The following is a 14,763-nucleotide window of genomic DNA, read 5'->3' as shown; positions in this document are numbered from 1 at the left end:
GCCGCACCGCCGCACGGGCGGTCCCGCTCGGGACGTCCCGTGCGGCACCGCTCGGGACGCCCGTGCGGCGCCGCTTAGGACGCCCGTGCGGACCTCACGCCCCGGTGGCCGGGCATGCCATGGGGAGCCGGATTCGGAGTACGATCCTGCGATCAACCGTATAGATCGGTCCAATACCGGCGAGGTCGTGTGTTCGGAATCATTCGCCCGTGCTCCGCGCACGTCTGCGCGAGCGTGCGCGACGCGTGGCGTGCCCACCTGTGCGGCCTCTGTCTCACGCTGAGAGACGGGCAGGGACAGGCGGCCCGGCTGGCCACCAACTACGACACCCTGATCATCTCGGTCCTCACCGAGGCCCAGCTCCCCTCCGCCTCCCCGCACCGCACCGCGGGCCCGTGCGCGCTGCGCGGGTTCCGGCGGGCCGACGTGGTGGACCACCGGGCCCAGGGGGCGCGGCTGGCCGCCTCGGTGTCGCTCGTGCTGGCCGCCGGCCGGCTCCGCGACCACGCCGCGGACGGCGACGCCGCCCCGGGCACCGCTGTCGCCGGCCGCCGGCTGGCGGCCCGCTGGGAGGCGGCCGGGGCGCGGCTCGGGGCGGAGGTGGGCTTCGACACGGCGACGCTGGCGGCGACGGCGGACCGGCAGATCGCCCTGGAACGCCTGGCCACCGCCGGGCCGTCCACGGCCGCATCCGCCATCGCCGGGACAGCGGGGCTGCTGGAGCTGACCAGGCCCACCGAGGAGGCGGTCGCGGCGGCGTTCGCCCACACGGCGCTCATCGCCGGCCGCGCCGCGCCGGACGAGCGGGCCGACCGGGCCGGGAACGCGGTGGCGCTGGCCGAGATCGGCACGCTGTTCGGGCGGCTGGCCCACCTGCTCGACGCGGTCGAGGACCAGCAGGACGACGCGGCGCGGGGCGCGTTCAACCCGCTCACCGCCACCGGCACCGGCCGCGAGGAGGCGCGGCGGCTGTGCGACGACGCCGCGCACGGCATCGCCCTGGCCGTACGGGACCTGGAGCTGGAGGAGCGGCACCTGGTGGAGGTGCTCCTCGGCGCGGAGGTGCGGCGGGCGGTGACACGCGCCTTCGGCACGCACCCGGCGGCCTCCCGCCGCAGGCCCGCCTGGCCGCTGCGGACGACGGCCGGCGTGGGCACGCTGCTCACGTGCGGACTGTGGCGGCCGGAGTGGAGCGAGCTCAAGGGCTCCTCGTGCGAGGAGCGCTGCTACATCAAGGACGGCTGCGACGGCTGTGACGGCTGCGGTGACTGCTGCCAGTGCTCCTGCGACTGCTGCGACTGCTGCGACTCCTCGTGCCAGTGCTGCGACTGCTCCTGCGACTGAGGAGCCCCGCGGCGCGGCACCCAGCGGCCCGGCCGCTGCGCGTTCCGGCCGCTGCGCGTTCCGACCGCCGGGGGTCGCCGGAAAGCCGAACGCCGGCCCCCGTCGTCGGACGGAGACCGGCGTTCAAAAAACTGCCCCCGGGGACGTGCCCGGGGGCTTCACACCGTGAGATGGGTTCAGGCGCTCCTGCGACGCTGGGCGCGAAGTACGGCCAGCCTCTCGTTGAGCACCTCCTCCAGGTCCTCGATGGATCGCCGCTCCAGCAGCATGTCCCAGTGTGTCCGCGGGGGCTTGGTCTTCTTCGACTCGGGCTGCTCGCCGTCCACCCGCACCGCGGTGGCGCCGCACATGCGGCACTCCCACGTCGCGGGGATCTCAGCCTCGGCGGCGAGCGGAACCTCGAAGAGATGGCCCTTCGGACAGGTGTAGGACACCTCCTGGCGTGGGGCCAGATCCGTGTTACGGTCGTTCTCGTAGCTGGTTGCCCCGAGCCGGGTGCCACGAAGTGCTCGCTCGCCCATGTCTGAATGCCTCCTACAGGGCCCCCATTGCGCGGGGGGTCTGTCTCCCACGGTGTCTAACGCTTGATACCGTGATGGGATTCCCACCCATGGCGTGATCCAATCGCCCCGGCACTCAGGAGTTCCCTCCAGAGGCGCGGCAATCCCTATGAGGCCGTGGATTCCCCTCGCGTAACGGCCTGCACGGCGAGCGTGCGACCGGTGAACGAGCCCTCCACCGCCTGCGCGTAGACGCGCGCCACCTCGGCCGCCGGCACCCCGCCCGCCGGGTCCATCCCGAGCGACACGAGCGTCTCCCGCACCCAGCCCGGGCTGACGGCGTTCAGGCGCAGGCCGCGCGGCAGCTCGACTGCGGCGGCCCGCACGAACGCCTCCAGTCCCGCGTTGACCAGATGGCCCATCGAGGACCCCGGCACCGGCTCGGCGAACCTCCCGCTGGTCAGCGTGACCGACCCGCCGTCCCGTAGCCGGGCGAGCGCGTGGCGGACCAGGTTCACCTGGCCGACCAGCTTGCCGTCGAGTCCGGTCCAGAACGCGGCGTCCGAAGGGTCGTCCAGCGGTGTGAGCGTCCCGCTCGCGGCGCAGCACACCACTGCGTCCACCCCGCCCACCCGGCCGACGCGGTCGAGCAGCGCGTCGATGGAGGCGGTGTCGCACAGGTCGGCCCCCAGCGAGCCCTCCAGCGAGCCCTCCACCGGGCCCTCCAGCGAGCCCTCCACCGAGCCGCCCATGGACCCGCCCATGGAGCCCCGCCGTGAGACGCGCACCACCTCGTGCCGCCGTTCCAGCTCGTCGGCGACCGCCGTCCCGATGGTCCCCGTCGCGCCGATCACGATGATCCTCATTGCCACTCCTCGACATCCAGGTGTTCAGGCGTCCAGGCTGTGGCGTGCCGCCGGGCGGTGCCAGCCCTCCGCCGGAGGTACACCTGACAGGTGCAGGCTCCGCGACCGGGCATCGGCCAGACTGGGAGGCATGCGCGTACAGGACGAACAGGCGGCGACCGGACGAGGGCCCGGCGGGGAGCTGGGCGAGTTCCTGCGGTCCAGGCGGGCGCGGCTGCGGCCCGAGGACGCCGGCCTGCCCGCGTACGGGGGACGCCGCCGGGTGCCGGGCCTGCGCCGTGAGGAGCTGGCGCAGCTCGCCGGCGTGAGCGCCGGTTATTACACGCGGCTGGAGCAGGGCCAGAGCCCCGGCGCCTCGGACGCCGTGCTCGACGCGGTGGCCCGCGCGCTGCGGCTCGACGAGGCCGAGCGCGTCCACCTGTACTCCCTGGCCAGGCCCCGGCCCGCCGCGTGCCGCCGCCCGGCCAGGCCGGAGCGCGCACGGCCCGGCGTCCGGGTCATGATCGAGTCGTTCGGCGACGTGCCGGCCCTGGTCCTGGGCCGCTTCCTGGACATCCTCGCCTGGAATCCCATGGCGCACGCCCTGCTGGCCGGGCACCTCGACCTCGGCGCGCCGGACCGGCCGGACGACCGGCCCAACATCGCCCGCATGATGTTCCTCGACCCGCACACGCGGGAGCTGTACGCGGACTGGCCGCGCAAGGCCCGCTCCACCCTCGCCGACCTGCGGCTGATCGCGGGCCGGTGGCCGGGCGACCCCGGACTCACCGGGCTGGTCGGCGAGCTGACCGTGCGCAGCGCCGAGTTCGCGCGGCTGTGGGCGGCCCACACCGTCGGCGACTGCGGCACCGCCGCCCGCGTGTACCGGCATCCCCTGGTCGGGACCCTGGAGCTCGCGGCGGAGTTCATGGCCCTGACCGAGGACGAGGGGCAGCGGGTCGCGGTGTTCAACTCCGAGCCCGGCTCGCCGTCGGAGTCGGCGATGCGGCTGCTGGCCGGCCTGACCGCCACGTCTCGGCCGCCAGCCACAGGCCACCCGCCGCGATGAGCGCGCCGTGCGCGATCCGCAGCGGGTACGGGCCGAAGAACTGCGGGATGAACAGCGCGAACCCGAGGGCCAGCGGCGCGGCACTCCACGCGGAAAGGACGCCGGAGCGGCGCACCGCGACGGCAGCCATCACGGTCCCGACGCCGAGCAGCGCCAGCCCTGCGGCGAACATGGTGACCGCCACCGGGTGGTAGCGGAACTCCCCGGCGAGCTCCATGAGCGCGGGCGCGCCGTCGCGCAGGGACCTGCGGGCGATCACGTGCAGCCCGAAGTCCTCGGCGCCGTAGTAGGGGAGCGTCAGGCCCGCCCCCACCCAGGTCACCGCGGCGGCCCGGGTCGAGAGCCGGCTGCCCAGCAGCTCGCGCAGCCCGAGCACGCCGAGCCCCAGCAGGATGAAGCCGATCATGGCGGCCAGGTGCCCGGTCACCCAGGCGGGAGCGGCCATGGCCGCCGCGTCGTCACCGGAGGGCCGCACGACCGGGTAGACGAGGAACAGGACGCCGGCGGCCGCCAGGGCCGCCGAGGTGAGGCGAGGACTCATGACCACTCCCATGTGACAGCATTGCTCTCGAACGAGAGCAATGCTCTCTCATGGGTGTGGTGATCGTCAAGAGCGGTGCTCTCTTTATGGTTCCCCGGTCTCGCTCGACCGCCCGGCGTGGCCCCGGCACGCCGTCAGCGCTGCCGGGTCGGCCGGACGATGATCTCGTTCACGTCCACGCCGTCGGGCTGCCCGATCGCGTACGCGATGGCGTCGGCGATGGCGTCCGGCGGGATGGAGTCCGCCCGGTATGCCTTCATCGCCTCCCTGGCGTCCGGGTCGGAGATGGAATCGGCCAGCTCCGACTCGACGACGCCGGGGGAGACGGTGGTGACCCGGATGCCCGGGTCCGACTCCAGTCGCAGGCCCTCGGTGATGGCCCAGGCGGCGTACTTCGTGGCGCAGTAGACGGCGCCCGTCGGCACCACCTCGTGGGCGCCGATGGAGGCGACGGTGATCACGTGGCCGCCACCCTGCCGCTGGAAGTGCGGCAGCGTCGCGGCGATCCCGTGGAGCAGGCCGCGCACGTTGACGTCGATCATCCGGTTCCACTCCTCGACGAGGAGTGCGTCCAGCCGGGACAGCGGCATGACTCCGGCGTTGTTGACGATCACATCGACGCGGCCGTGCTCCCGGGCGGCGGCGTCGGCGAACGCGGCGACGTCCGCCCGGTCGATGACGTCGAGGCGGCGCGCGTCCACGCTGCCGCCGGCTTCGCGGATCGCCGCCGCGGTCTCGGCCAGGCGGTCCTCGCGGCGGGCGCCGATGACGACGTGGTGCCCGTCGCGGGCCAGCCTCCGCGCGGCAGCCCGGCCGATGCCGCTGCCGGCGCCGGTGATGAGGACGACCTTGGAGTTCTGGTCGCGGTCTGAGGTCTGCGCGGTCATGGCCGCCGCCTTTCCGTGGGTGTACTCGTACGCTAGCGTGTCCGTATGATCACGGTGTGTACGCGTACGAGGGGTGGGGATGTCTTCGACGGATCGGCGACCGGAGCGGAGGGTGTCTCCGCGGCCCGGGCCGCTCGCCACGTCTGCGACGCTGGACGTGACGCAGGCGGGGAGCCTGGCCGCGGCGCTCCTGGGATCCCGCTCCCTCTCCCGTCCTCAGGGGCGGTTCAGCAGGGGCACCAGCGTGCGGTCGCCGAGGCGGGTCATCGCCGCCAGCGGCCGGGTGGCGGCCCCGACCAGCAGGGCCAGGCCGGGCCTCCCGCTGTCCGCGGCCATGCGTGGTCCCAGGGCGGCCATCAGTGCGGTGAGGCCGGGCAGCGGCCGGATCCACATCGTGATGTCCTCGATCAGGCCGTCGTCGTCCAGCCGGACCAGTGCCGACTCCTCGATCCGCTGACGTCCCACGCGGGCGGTGGACGCGAGCATGCGGGTCCGTCCGTCGCCCACGTCGGTGTGGTAGCGCAGGTCGGTGAGCGCCCCCAGGACGGCGGTGAACAGCTCCCGCACCCGGTCGTGGCCCTGGATGGCAGTCGCGGCGGTGAGCGGGGAGTGGAAGGAGACCCGGGGCGACAGAGTCGCCATGATCGCGCCGACGTCCTTGGCCTCGCCCGCCTCGCGGTACGCCGTCAGTGGTGAGTCCTGAATGTGAACTGTCATGAGTTCACTTTATCAACCGACTATGCTGGTGCCGTGAACAGGTTCGGTGAGATGCACTGCTCCATCGCCCAGGCCGTCGGCGTACTCGGCGAGCCGTGGACGCCGCTGATCCTGCGCGACCTGTTCCTGGGACTGCGCCGGTTCGACGAGCTGGCCGGGGACCTGGGCATCTCGCGCAACCTGCTGACCCGGCGGCTGGAGCACCTGACGGCGGCGGGCGTGGTCGAGCGCCGGCCGTACCAGGAACGGCCGGTCCGCTACGAGTACGTGCTGACCGAGGCGGGCCGCGACGTCGTGCCCGCGCTATTCACGCTGATGGCCTGGGGCGACCGCTGGGCCACGCCGCCCGGCGGGCCGCCCGCGCTGCTCGTCCACTCCTGCGGCGAGCGGTTCACACCCGTCGTGACATGCCCCCATTGCGGCGGCGAGGCCGGCGCGGACTCCGTCGTCGCGGTCGCGGGTCCCGGCGCGGCGCAGGGCCCCGGCACGATGGTGCTCGCCGGCCCCTGAGCCGTCCCCCTGAGCACTTGGGCGGGACTGCGACGGGAACTGCGGCGAGCAGGGCGGGCGTCAGATCTGGTGCGGCACCTCGTTGCCCGCGGCGCGGATGGCCTTGGGCAGGTTGACCAGGGCCAGCAGCACGAACCCGATCACGAAGAAGACGATCATCGAGACGATGGCGATCCGGTAGCTGTTGGTCAGCTGGAGCGCGATCGTCACCGTGAGCGCGCCGATGAAGGCCGAGCCCTTGTCGCTGATCTGCAGGAGGCTGAAGTACTCCGCCTCCCGCCCCTTCGGGATCACCTGGGAGAACAGCGACCGCGACAGCGCCTGGGTGCCGCCCAGCACGATCGCGATGGCCAGCGCCATGAGGTAGAACTGCAGCGCCTGGCCCTCCTGGACGTACATGGCGGCGACCACGATCACCGTCCAGATCACCAGACTGCCCAGCACGGTCCGCTTGGTGCCGTAGCGGCGCGCCAGCAGGCCCATGAGCAGCGCGCCGAAGAACGCCACGAACTGCACCATGAGGATGGCGCTGATCTGCACGGTCTTGTCCAGCTTCAGCGCCTCGGAGGCGAAGGCCGCGCTGTTGCCGATGACCGTCTGGATGCCGTCGTTGTAGACGAGGTACGCCACGAGGAACAGCAGGGTCAGCGGGTAGCGGCGCAGCTCGGCCAGGGTGCGGCCGAGCTGGCGGAAGCTGCCCGCGACCGAGCGCAGCGCCGTGCCCTCGTGCACCGGGACCGGCCGGTTGCGCAGCCGCAGCAGCGGCACGATGGTGAACGTCGCCCACCACAGCCCGGCCGACATCATGCTGATCCGCACCGACATGCCCTCGCTGAGGCCCAGGCTCTCGTGCTGGAGGTAGAGCACCAGGTTGAGGGCCAGCAACAGGCCGCCGCCGAGGTAGCCGATGGCCCAGCCGCGCGAGGACACCCCGTCGCGCTCGTCGGGGGTCGAGATCTGCGGCAGGAACGAGTCGTACACGACGACGGAGGAGCCGTAGGCGAGGTTGGCGAGGATGAACAGCGCGCCGCCGAGCAGGTAGCGGTCGCCCTCGACGAAGTACAGGCACATGGTGGCCAGCGCGCCGGCGTAGGCGAAGCCGCCGAGCAGCTCCCGCTTGCGGCCGGTGTGGTCGGCGAGCGCCCCCACGATCGGCAGGAACACGATCTGCAGGAACACCGAGACGGTCAGCGTCAGCCCGAAGAACGCCGCGGGCCGCACGTCGGCGCCGAGCACGTCCACGTACCCGAGTCCGGGGTGGGCGGCGGCGAGCTTGTCGAAGTCGCGCGCGCACGTCTCGGCCGCGACCGTGGGGAAGTCCTGGCCACAGGCCGCGGTGCGGGCCACGGGGATCAGGTACGGGCCGAGGAACACCGAGATGATCGTGGTGTAGAAGGCGGAGTTGGCCCAGTCGTAGAGGTACCAGCCGCGCTGTTCGCGCCTGCGCGCGGCCGGGGAGTCGGCGGTGGGGTCGTCGGGAACCGCGGGGGGTGCGGGTACGGGCATGGTGTCGAGTCGCTCCTAGACCACGGATGAGGCCACAGAAGAGGCCACGGAAGAGGCCACGGAAGAGGCCACGGAAGAGGCCGCAGAAGAGGCCACGGGTCAGGCCGCCATGCGGCCGGGATGCCACTGGCCGCGGCGGTCCAGCACGTCGCGCAGGCCGGTGATGTTGTCGGTCATGATGCCGTCCACCCCGAGGTCGAGCAGGTGGTCCATGCGGGCGGTGTCGTTGACCGTCCACACGTGCACCTGCATGCCGATGGCGTGGGCGGTGCGGACGAGGCGGCCGGTGGTGACGCGCAGCCCGCGGAAGCCCACAGGCACCTGCGCGCACGGGACCCCCGCGCGCGACAGGCGGGCCAGCAGGCGGCCGTAGCCGGAGGTCGAGGCCGCGGCGCGCAGCGCGGCCACGCCGCGCGGGCCGAGCGACGAGCAGACCGCCCGCCCGATCGCGGCCCTGGCCATCAGCAGCCGCTCGTCGGAGAAGGAGGTCAGGCAGACCCGGTCGTAGGCGCCGGTGCGCCTGAGCGCCTCGGCCAGTGGGGCGATGGCGCCGGCCTCCTTCACGTCGATGTTGAAGCGGGCCTCCGGCCAGCTGCCGAGCAGGTCCTCCAACAGCGGGATCTCGTGCTCGCCGTCGACGCGGGCCCGGCCGACCTCCCGGTACGGCAGCTCGGACAGCCGCCCGCGCCGGTCGGTGACCCGGTCGAGCGTGGGGTCGTGGAAGGCGAGCAGCACGCCGTCGGCCGTGGCCCGCGCGTCGGTCTCCAGGTACGTGTAGCCGAGTCGTATCGCCCGCTCGAAGGCCGCGGCGGAGTTCTCCGCGCCCTCGGCGGCGCCCCCGCGGTGGGCGAAGGCGAGCGGGCCCGGATGGTCGAGAAAGGGGAAACGACGGCTGAGCACGTCCTGAAGTATGCCTTCCGTGAATGCGGATGTGGATGCGGACGACGGTTACGAATCAGCGATCGTCACCAAAAATCAGGGTGATACCGGTGACTCCGCCAGATTCTGCCACTCCTGGCGGCGGGACTCGGACAGTGCGATCGCGGCGGCCACCGCGACGTTGACCGACCCGACGCGGCCGACCTGCGGGATGTAGCAGGCGCCGTCCACGGCGTCGAGCAGGGCGGGGGAGCAGCCGTGGTCCTCGCTGCCGACCACCAGGCACACGTCGCGGGCCAGGTCGGCCTGGTGCAGCGGCACGGCCCCGGCGGTCAGCTCGATCGCGAGCACGGTGTAGCCGTCGTCGCGGGCGGCCTTGACGGCGTCGAGGGCCGGCATCGGCTCGTGCCAGGTGACCAGCCGTTCGGTGCCGAGCGCGGTCTTGCCGGCCTTGGGGTTGGTCGGCGGCGTCGCGTTGCCGGCCAGCCAGATCTGGTCGGCGCCGAACGCGGCGGCCGTCCGGAAGATCGAGCCCACGTTGAACGGGCCGGTGACCGACTCGAGGATCAGGGAGAGCCGGTTGCCCGTCTGCCGCCGCCAGGCGCGGTTGAGCCGTTTGACGTCGGTGGGGCGGAGCTGCCTTCTCATGCTTCCACTTTCAGGATTCGGTAGGCGGCCCGGGAGGCCTCGCGGGAGGCCTGCCAGCCCTGCTCGCCGAGCCAGCGCTGCAGGGAGTCGGAGCCGAGGTGTTTCTGGACGACCAGGTAGGCGACGCCGCCGGGCGCGAGGCGCGACAGCCACCTGGTGAGCATCGCGTGCAGGGCCGGCTTGCCGATGCGGATGGCCGGGTTTGACCAGATGGCCTGGAAGGTCACCTCGTCCGGCATCTCGTCGGCGTGCACGGATCTTACTGTGCCGAGGCCCGCGGCCCGGGCGTTGCGCTCCGTGAGCTCCACACTACGGCGGTTCACGTCGACGGCCCACACCGTCGCCTCCGGGGCGCGCGAGGCCATGGTCAGCGCGATCGGCCCGTACCCGCATCCCAGGTCGAGCAGGTCCCCCCGCGCAGGGGGCGCCGGGACGGTCTCCAGCAGGACGCGCGTGCCGAGGTCGATCCGCTCGGGCGAGAAGACGCCCCGGTCGGTCTCCAGCCGCAGGTGCAGGTCGGGCAGCACCAGATCGACGGTGCCCGGCCTGCTGGCGGCTCCCGGCTGTTCGGAGAAGTAGTGGGCCACGTGCCTGAACGTTACGGGATCCGCGCTCCGAACAGCACGGCGGCGCCCGCCACCAGCACCCCGGCGAGGATCGCCGCCACGATGAACCACTGCGTGATCTCCTGGTTCACCAGCTTGAACCCGAGCGAGGTGCCGATCTGCTCGTAGACGTCGCGCAGCTCGCTGCCGGACTCGGCCGTGTAGGCCCGGCCGCTGGTGCCGTCGGACAGCGACTGCAGGGTCTGCTTGTTGACCGGCACGTTGACCGGCCTGCCGTCGATCGAGACCGTGCCCTCCTGCGTGCCGTACGCGATCGTGGAGACCGGGACGCGGGCCTGCTTGGCGGCGTCGATGGCCTCGGTGACCGAGCGGCCGGAGGTGTTGTCGCCGTCGGACAGCAGCACGATCGCGGAGGGCGGCGGGTCGGTGACGGCGTCCTGGTCGAACGACTTGACCGAGTCCAGCGCGTTGAAGACCGCCTCCCCGATGGCCGTGCCCGGCCGGGTGGACAGGTTGCCGATGGCGGTGACCACGGCCTGGTGGTCGGTGGTGGGGGAGATGACGACGTTCGCCGAGCGGGCGAACGACACGACGCCCACGTTGAACCGGTCGGGCAGCTCCTTGACGAACGCCTGCGCCGCGGTCTTGGCCGCGCTGATCCGGTTGGGCCGGACGTCGCCGGCGTCCATCGACAGCGACACGTCGAGGGCGATCATGATGGTGGCGCGGTCGCGCGGCACGCGCACCTGGTCGGCCGGCTTGGCCGCGCCGATCACCAGCAGCCCCATCATCAGCAGGAACAGCAGCGGCGCGACGTGCCGCCGCCAGCCGGGCCCGGCCGGGGCGACGAGGTCGAGCAGCGCCAGGTTCGTGAAGCGCACGGTGTAGCGCCGGCGGGCGAACTGCGCGGCGACGTAGCCGCCGGCGAGCAGCACGAGCAGCGCGAACAGCCACAGCCACGCGGGGGAGAGGAAGGTCATGAGGTTCTCCGGTGCGCGAGGTGGCTCATGCGGCGCTGGCGCAGCACGAACTGCGCCACGTCGAACACCCAGTCGCGGTCGGTGCGCAGCACGAGGTGGGCCACGCCGGCGCGGCGCAGCGCCGCCCGGGTGCCCTCGCGTTGCGCGGCCGCCGCCTCGGCGTACGCATGCCGGACTTTGGGTGAAAGGTGCACTTCGCGTACGTTCCCGGTCTCGGGGTCGGCGAACGCGACCCGGCCCACATCGGGCAGCTCCAGCTCGCGGGGGTCGATCACCTCGACCGCGAGCACCTGGTGCCGGGCCGCCAGCCGGCGGATCGGCCGCTCCCAGGGCCGCTCGGCGTCCGGGTCCAGCTCGGGACGGGCGTCGAGGAAGTCGGACACCACCACGCGCATGCCGCGCCGCCTGCGGGTCGCCGCCAGCACGTCGATGCCCTCCGCCAGGTCCGGCGCGTCGGGCACGGGCCGGCCGCGCGGGGCGTCCATCAGCGAGTGCAGCAGCCCGTACAGGGCGGGGCGGCCGGTGCGGGCGGGCATCCGGTGAATGTACTCGTCGTGCAGCACAAGCGCGCCGAACCGGTCGCCCATGCGGCTGGACAGGAACCCGATCGCGCCGATCGCCGCCACCACCAGGTCGCGCTTGTCGGTGTCGGCCGTGCCGAAGTCCATGCTCGGCGACAGGTCGGCCAGCGCCCACGTCTCCAGCTCGCGGTCGGCGATCAGGTCGCGCACGTGCGGCACCGTCGTGCGCGCCGTCACGGCCCAGTCCATGCGCCGCACGTCGTCCTCGCCGGGCACGTAGACCCGGCTGTCACCGGCCTCGCTGCCCGTGCCGGGCAGCAGCCCCAGGTGGGCGCCGTGCAGCAGGCCGTCGAGCCTGCGGGTCACCACCAGCTCCAGCCGCCGCAGCGCCTGCTCCGCCGTGTTCACCGGTCGCTCACCGGTTCTGGTTCCAGACGACGAGGGGTGGGGGTACGGCGTGCAGGATCTGCCTGACCACCTGCTCGGGGTCGACGCCGTCGGCCAGCGCGTCGAACGTCAGCATCAGCCGGTGCGCCATCACGTCCACCGCCACGTCGCGCACGTCGTCGGGCAGCAGGTAGTCGCGGCCCCGCAGCAGGGCCAGGGCCCGCCCGGCGGACACCAGGCCCAGGGTGGCGCGCGGGCTGACCCCGATCTCGATGGTGTCGGTCAGGTCGGCCAGGCCGTACTCGGCGGGCGAGCGGGTGGCCATGACCAGCCGCACCACGTAATCGGCGACGAGCTGGTGGACCGAGACCGACTCGGCGGTGGCCTGCAGCGCCAGCAGCCGGTCGGGTTCGAGCACCCGCGACGGCGTCGGCGGGGTGACACTCATGCGATGCAGGATCTCCAGCTCCTCGTGGGCGCTGGGATGCGGCACCCGCACCCGGAACAGGAACCGGTCGCGCTGCACCTCCGGCAGCGGGTAGACGCCCTCGGACTCGATCGGGTTCTGGGTGGCCAGCACGATGAACGGCCGGGGCAGCGGATGCGTGACGCCGGCCAGCGTGACCTGCCGCTCCGCCATGACCTCCAGCAGCGCCGACTGCACCTTGGCCGGGGCCCGGTTGATCTCGTCGGCCAGCAGGAAGTTCACGAACACCGGGCCGAGCTCGACGTCGAACTTCTCGTTGGACGGATGGAACACCCGGGTGCCGACGATGTCGCTCGGCACCAGGTCCGGGGTGAACTGGATGCGGGCGAACGTGCCGCCCACCACGGTGGCCAGGGTGGACGCGGCAAGGGTCTTGGCGACGCCGGGGACCCCTTCCAGCAGGCAGTGCCCGCGCGCGAGCAGGGCCACGACCAGCCTCTCGACCATGTGCTCCTGCCCGACGATGACCCGCCGGACCTCGTCGAGGGCCTGACGCAGCACAGCCGCATCGGTTCCGCCTGGCAACTCTTCGGCGACGCTCATGACGCCCATTCCACCAAAGGTCCCGCGAACGTGCATCACGCCACGTCTGTGCTTTCATGGCAAACGTGGCAAGTCCGCTGCAGTACGGCGATCCTCCGCGGCTCGGGCCGTTCGTGGTTCAGGCGCGCCTGAACCAGGCACCGGCTGGTTTCGTGTACCTCGGGCAGGGCGCCGACGGGCGTGCCGTGTCGCTGGCCGTGCTGACCCGGGGCGCCGCCTTCGACGCGGCGGCGCGGGAGCGGTTCGTCACCGCGATGCGCGAGGCGTCGGCGCGTGGCGGCGTGCGCGGCTGGCTCGGCCGGGCCTCCCGGTCGCGGGCCGCCGTGCTGGAGGGCACGCCCGAGGTGCTGGCCATGGAGACCGGCAAGGCGCCGTGGGTGGCCGTGCCGTACGTGCCGGGCCGGCCGGGAGCCGAGTGGTTCCTCGGGCCGGTGATGGTCGGGGGCACCTTCATCGGGCCGGCGCACGGCCCCGATTTCGTGCCGTACTGGCTGACCGACCGCGCGCCCGCGCTGCCCGGCCCGCCGCCCCGGCCCGCACCCCTCACCGAGACGCGCAAGCGGGTGCTGCTGGCGGCGCTGGCCCTGGCCGTGCTGGTGCTGCTGCTCACGGTGATCGCGATGCTGCTGCTGTTCGGCCGGTCGGAGAGCGAGCCGATGCCCAGGCCGCTGCCGCCCACCAACTTCGAGCCGACGCCGCCGCCCACCCCCGCCACGCCCGAGCCGCAGCAGCCCACGCCCTCCCCGTCGCCGTCGCCGAGCCAGAGCGGCCAGGGCACGCCGGACCGCTCACCCGGCGACGACCAGGGCCAGGACCAGCAGCTCTGAGCCGCCCGCTCACTCGGCCGCCGCGAGGGCCGGGCCGCCGCGAGGGCCGGGCCGCCGTGAGGGCCGGGCCGCCGTGGAAGCGCAGGCCGCCGTGAAAACGGGTTGAGCCTCCTGTCGCGGGAGGCTTTAGCGTCCCGCGACATGGAGTTCATCGTTCACGACACCCTCACCGTCATGGCGGACCTGCTGGAGCAGCCGCTGGAGCGCCGTCCCGACGCCCTGCGCGAGCTGATGGAGCCCGTGCGGTCCGTCGTCCCGATGCCCGGCGACATCGTCGACATCCACCACCAGGGCTCCGGCTTCCGCGTCGACGCCGACGACCCCCGCTACCTGCCGGCCGTCCGCCGGATGATCGACGCCGACGTGCTCGGCCAGGTCGAGCGGGAGCTGCACCGCGCCTCCGAGCGGCTCAAGGACGCCCGGCAGCCCGACTCGCTGCAGGTCATGCTCGTCCTCGGCAACCCCGATGACGACTACCTCATGAGCGTCACCGGCGGCTACTACGGCATGGGCGGCGCGCCCGGCTGGCTGTACCTGCTGGCCTGGCCCACCGACGAGAACATCGGGCGCATCGCGCACTGCGCGGTCCACGAGTTCCACCACAGCGTCCGCTACACCACCGTGGAGTGGAACCCGGCCACCGTGACCGTCGGCGAGCACATCGTGGCCGAAGGGCTGGCCGAGGCGTTCGTGCGGGAGCTGTCGGGGCCGGAGGCCATGGGGCCGTGGTCGTCGAAGGTGACAGGGGCCCCGCTGGATCTGGCGTACGAGCGGATCATGGCGGACATCGACCTGGAGGGGATGTGGAACACGCCCGCGTACGTGCTGGGCGACACCGCGGCGCGCCGCTTCGGCTCCGAGGCGCGCGGCATCCCCGACATGGCGGGGTACGCGGTGGGGCTGCGGCTGGTGGAGGCGCACCTGGAGGCGACCGGCATGACGGCGGCGGAGAGCAGCCTGCTGCCCGCCTCCCGCATCCTGGAGAGCTCCCGCCCCTGACAGGGCT

General features: G+C 73.0%; 17 protein-coding genes. 5 read left to right on the top strand and 12 right to left on the bottom strand.

The genetic code is table 11. The features are described 5' to 3' along the window. The first annotated feature begins 189 nt into the window (after nucleotides 1-189). Nucleotides 190-1,344, top strand: a complete 1,155-nt coding sequence (locus AB0H64_RS39425) for a DUF5685 family protein (RefSeq protein ID WP_357635441.1) — start codon at nucleotides 190-192, stop codon at nucleotides 1,342-1,344. 176 nt (nucleotides 1,345-1,520) lie between these two features. On the opposite strand, the gene AB0H64_RS39420 is transcribed toward AB0H64_RS39425, so the two are convergent. Then, nucleotides 1,521-1,865 carry an RNA polymerase-binding protein RbpA gene (locus tag AB0H64_RS39420; RefSeq protein ID WP_310709104.1) on the bottom strand — a complete coding sequence of 115 codons (345 nt, stop codon included), beginning with the start codon at nucleotides 1,863-1,865 and terminating at the stop codon, nucleotides 1,521-1,523. Between the two features lie 146 nt (nucleotides 1,866-2,011). After that, a complete protein-coding gene (locus tag AB0H64_RS39415) occupies nucleotides 2,012-2,710 on the bottom strand; it encodes an SDR family oxidoreductase (RefSeq protein ID WP_357635439.1) in 699 nt (232 codons plus the stop codon). Nucleotides 2,711-2,840: 130 nt separating this feature from the next. Here AB0H64_RS39415 and AB0H64_RS39410 point away from each other — a divergent pair, with 130 nt between their 5' ends. After that, nucleotides 2,841-3,758 (top strand): helix-turn-helix transcriptional regulator, encoded by a 918-nt coding sequence (locus AB0H64_RS39410; protein WP_357635436.1) that lies wholly within the window; start codon nucleotides 2,841-2,843, stop codon nucleotides 3,756-3,758. Here AB0H64_RS39410 and AB0H64_RS39405 read toward each other — a convergent pair. The 3 genes from AB0H64_RS39405 to AB0H64_RS39395 form a co-directional block, all read right to left on the bottom strand. Continuing rightward, nucleotides 3,658-4,299, bottom strand: coding sequence for a hypothetical protein (locus AB0H64_RS39405; RefSeq protein WP_357635433.1), 642 nt, complete (start codon nucleotides 4,297-4,299; stop codon nucleotides 3,658-3,660). The genes AB0H64_RS39410 and AB0H64_RS39405 overlap by 101 nt on opposite strands. A 134-nt stretch (nucleotides 4,300-4,433) precedes the next feature. Further along, nucleotides 4,434-5,186, bottom strand: coding sequence for an SDR family oxidoreductase (locus AB0H64_RS39400; protein ID WP_357635430.1), 753 nt, complete (start codon nucleotides 5,184-5,186; stop codon nucleotides 4,434-4,436). A 216-nt stretch (nucleotides 5,187-5,402) separates the two neighbouring features. Then, nucleotides 5,403-5,903: a nuclear transport factor 2 family protein gene (locus AB0H64_RS39395; RefSeq protein WP_357635427.1), complete on the bottom strand. Its 501-nt coding sequence runs from the start codon at nucleotides 5,901-5,903 to the stop codon at nucleotides 5,403-5,405. Between the two features lie 33 nt (nucleotides 5,904-5,936). On the opposite strand from AB0H64_RS39395, the gene AB0H64_RS39390 reads away from it, so the two are divergent. Continuing rightward, nucleotides 5,937-6,413: a helix-turn-helix domain-containing protein gene (locus tag AB0H64_RS39390; RefSeq protein ID WP_357635425.1), complete on the top strand. Its 477-nt coding sequence runs from the start codon at nucleotides 5,937-5,939 to the stop codon at nucleotides 6,411-6,413. 60 nt (nucleotides 6,414-6,473) lie between these two features. Here AB0H64_RS39390 and AB0H64_RS39385 read toward each other — a convergent pair whose 3' ends face one another. From AB0H64_RS39385 to AB0H64_RS39355, 7 genes are all read right to left on the bottom strand, one after another. Next, complete coding sequence (locus tag AB0H64_RS39385; RefSeq protein ID WP_357635423.1) at nucleotides 6,474-7,919, bottom strand: MFS transporter; 1,446 nt, start codon at nucleotides 7,917-7,919, stop codon at nucleotides 6,474-6,476. Nucleotides 7,920-8,018: 99 nt separating this feature from the next. After that, nucleotides 8,019-8,819 (bottom strand): glycerophosphodiester phosphodiesterase, encoded by an 801-nt coding sequence (locus tag AB0H64_RS39380; RefSeq protein WP_357635419.1) that lies wholly within the window; start codon nucleotides 8,817-8,819, stop codon nucleotides 8,019-8,021. Nucleotides 8,820-8,894: 75 nt separating this feature from the next. Next, entirely contained in the window at nucleotides 8,895-9,446 is a 552-nt protein-coding gene (locus AB0H64_RS39375) for a TrmH family RNA methyltransferase (RefSeq protein ID WP_310709110.1), read from the bottom strand. Next, a complete protein-coding gene (locus tag AB0H64_RS39370) occupies nucleotides 9,443-10,033 on the bottom strand; it encodes a methyltransferase (protein WP_357635415.1) in 591 nt (196 codons plus the stop codon). Before AB0H64_RS39370 ends, AB0H64_RS39375 begins: the two co-directional genes overlap by 4 nt. Nucleotides 10,034-10,044: 11 nt before the next feature. Further along, nucleotides 10,045-10,992, bottom strand: coding sequence for a VWA domain-containing protein (locus tag AB0H64_RS39365; protein WP_357635412.1), 948 nt, complete (start codon nucleotides 10,990-10,992; stop codon nucleotides 10,045-10,047). Beyond that, complete coding sequence (locus tag AB0H64_RS39360) at nucleotides 10,989-11,921, bottom strand: DUF58 domain-containing protein (protein WP_357635409.1); 933 nt, start codon at nucleotides 11,919-11,921, stop codon at nucleotides 10,989-10,991. Before AB0H64_RS39360 ends, AB0H64_RS39365 begins: the two co-directional genes overlap by 4 nt. Before the next feature lie 7 nt (nucleotides 11,922-11,928). Further along, nucleotides 11,929-12,930 carry an AAA family ATPase gene (locus AB0H64_RS39355; protein WP_357635407.1) on the bottom strand — a complete coding sequence of 334 codons (1,002 nt, stop codon included), beginning with the start codon at nucleotides 12,928-12,930 and terminating at the stop codon, nucleotides 11,929-11,931. 56 nt (nucleotides 12,931-12,986) lie between these two features. Here AB0H64_RS39355 and AB0H64_RS39350 point away from each other — a divergent pair, with 56 nt between their 5' ends. Together AB0H64_RS39350 and AB0H64_RS39345 are read left to right on the top strand one after the other, a co-directional pair. Further along, entirely contained in the window at nucleotides 12,987-13,757 is a 771-nt protein-coding gene (locus AB0H64_RS39350; RefSeq protein WP_357635404.1) for a hypothetical protein, read from the top strand. A gap of 141 nt (nucleotides 13,758-13,898) precedes the next feature. Continuing rightward, nucleotides 13,899-14,756, top strand: a complete 858-nt coding sequence (locus AB0H64_RS39345; protein WP_357635401.1) for a DUF2268 domain-containing putative Zn-dependent protease — start codon at nucleotides 13,899-13,901, stop codon at nucleotides 14,754-14,756. Nucleotides 14,757-14,763: the final 7 nt, after the last annotated feature.

Origin of the sequence: Nonomuraea sp. NPDC050733 (assembly GCF_040654215.1) — a bacterium.
Taxonomy (GTDB): domain Bacteria; phylum Actinomycetota; class Actinomycetes; order Streptosporangiales; family Streptosporangiaceae; genus Nonomuraea.
The sequence above is the reverse complement of the archived record's forward strand: the minus strand, read 5'-3'. Positions and strand labels throughout refer to the sequence as shown.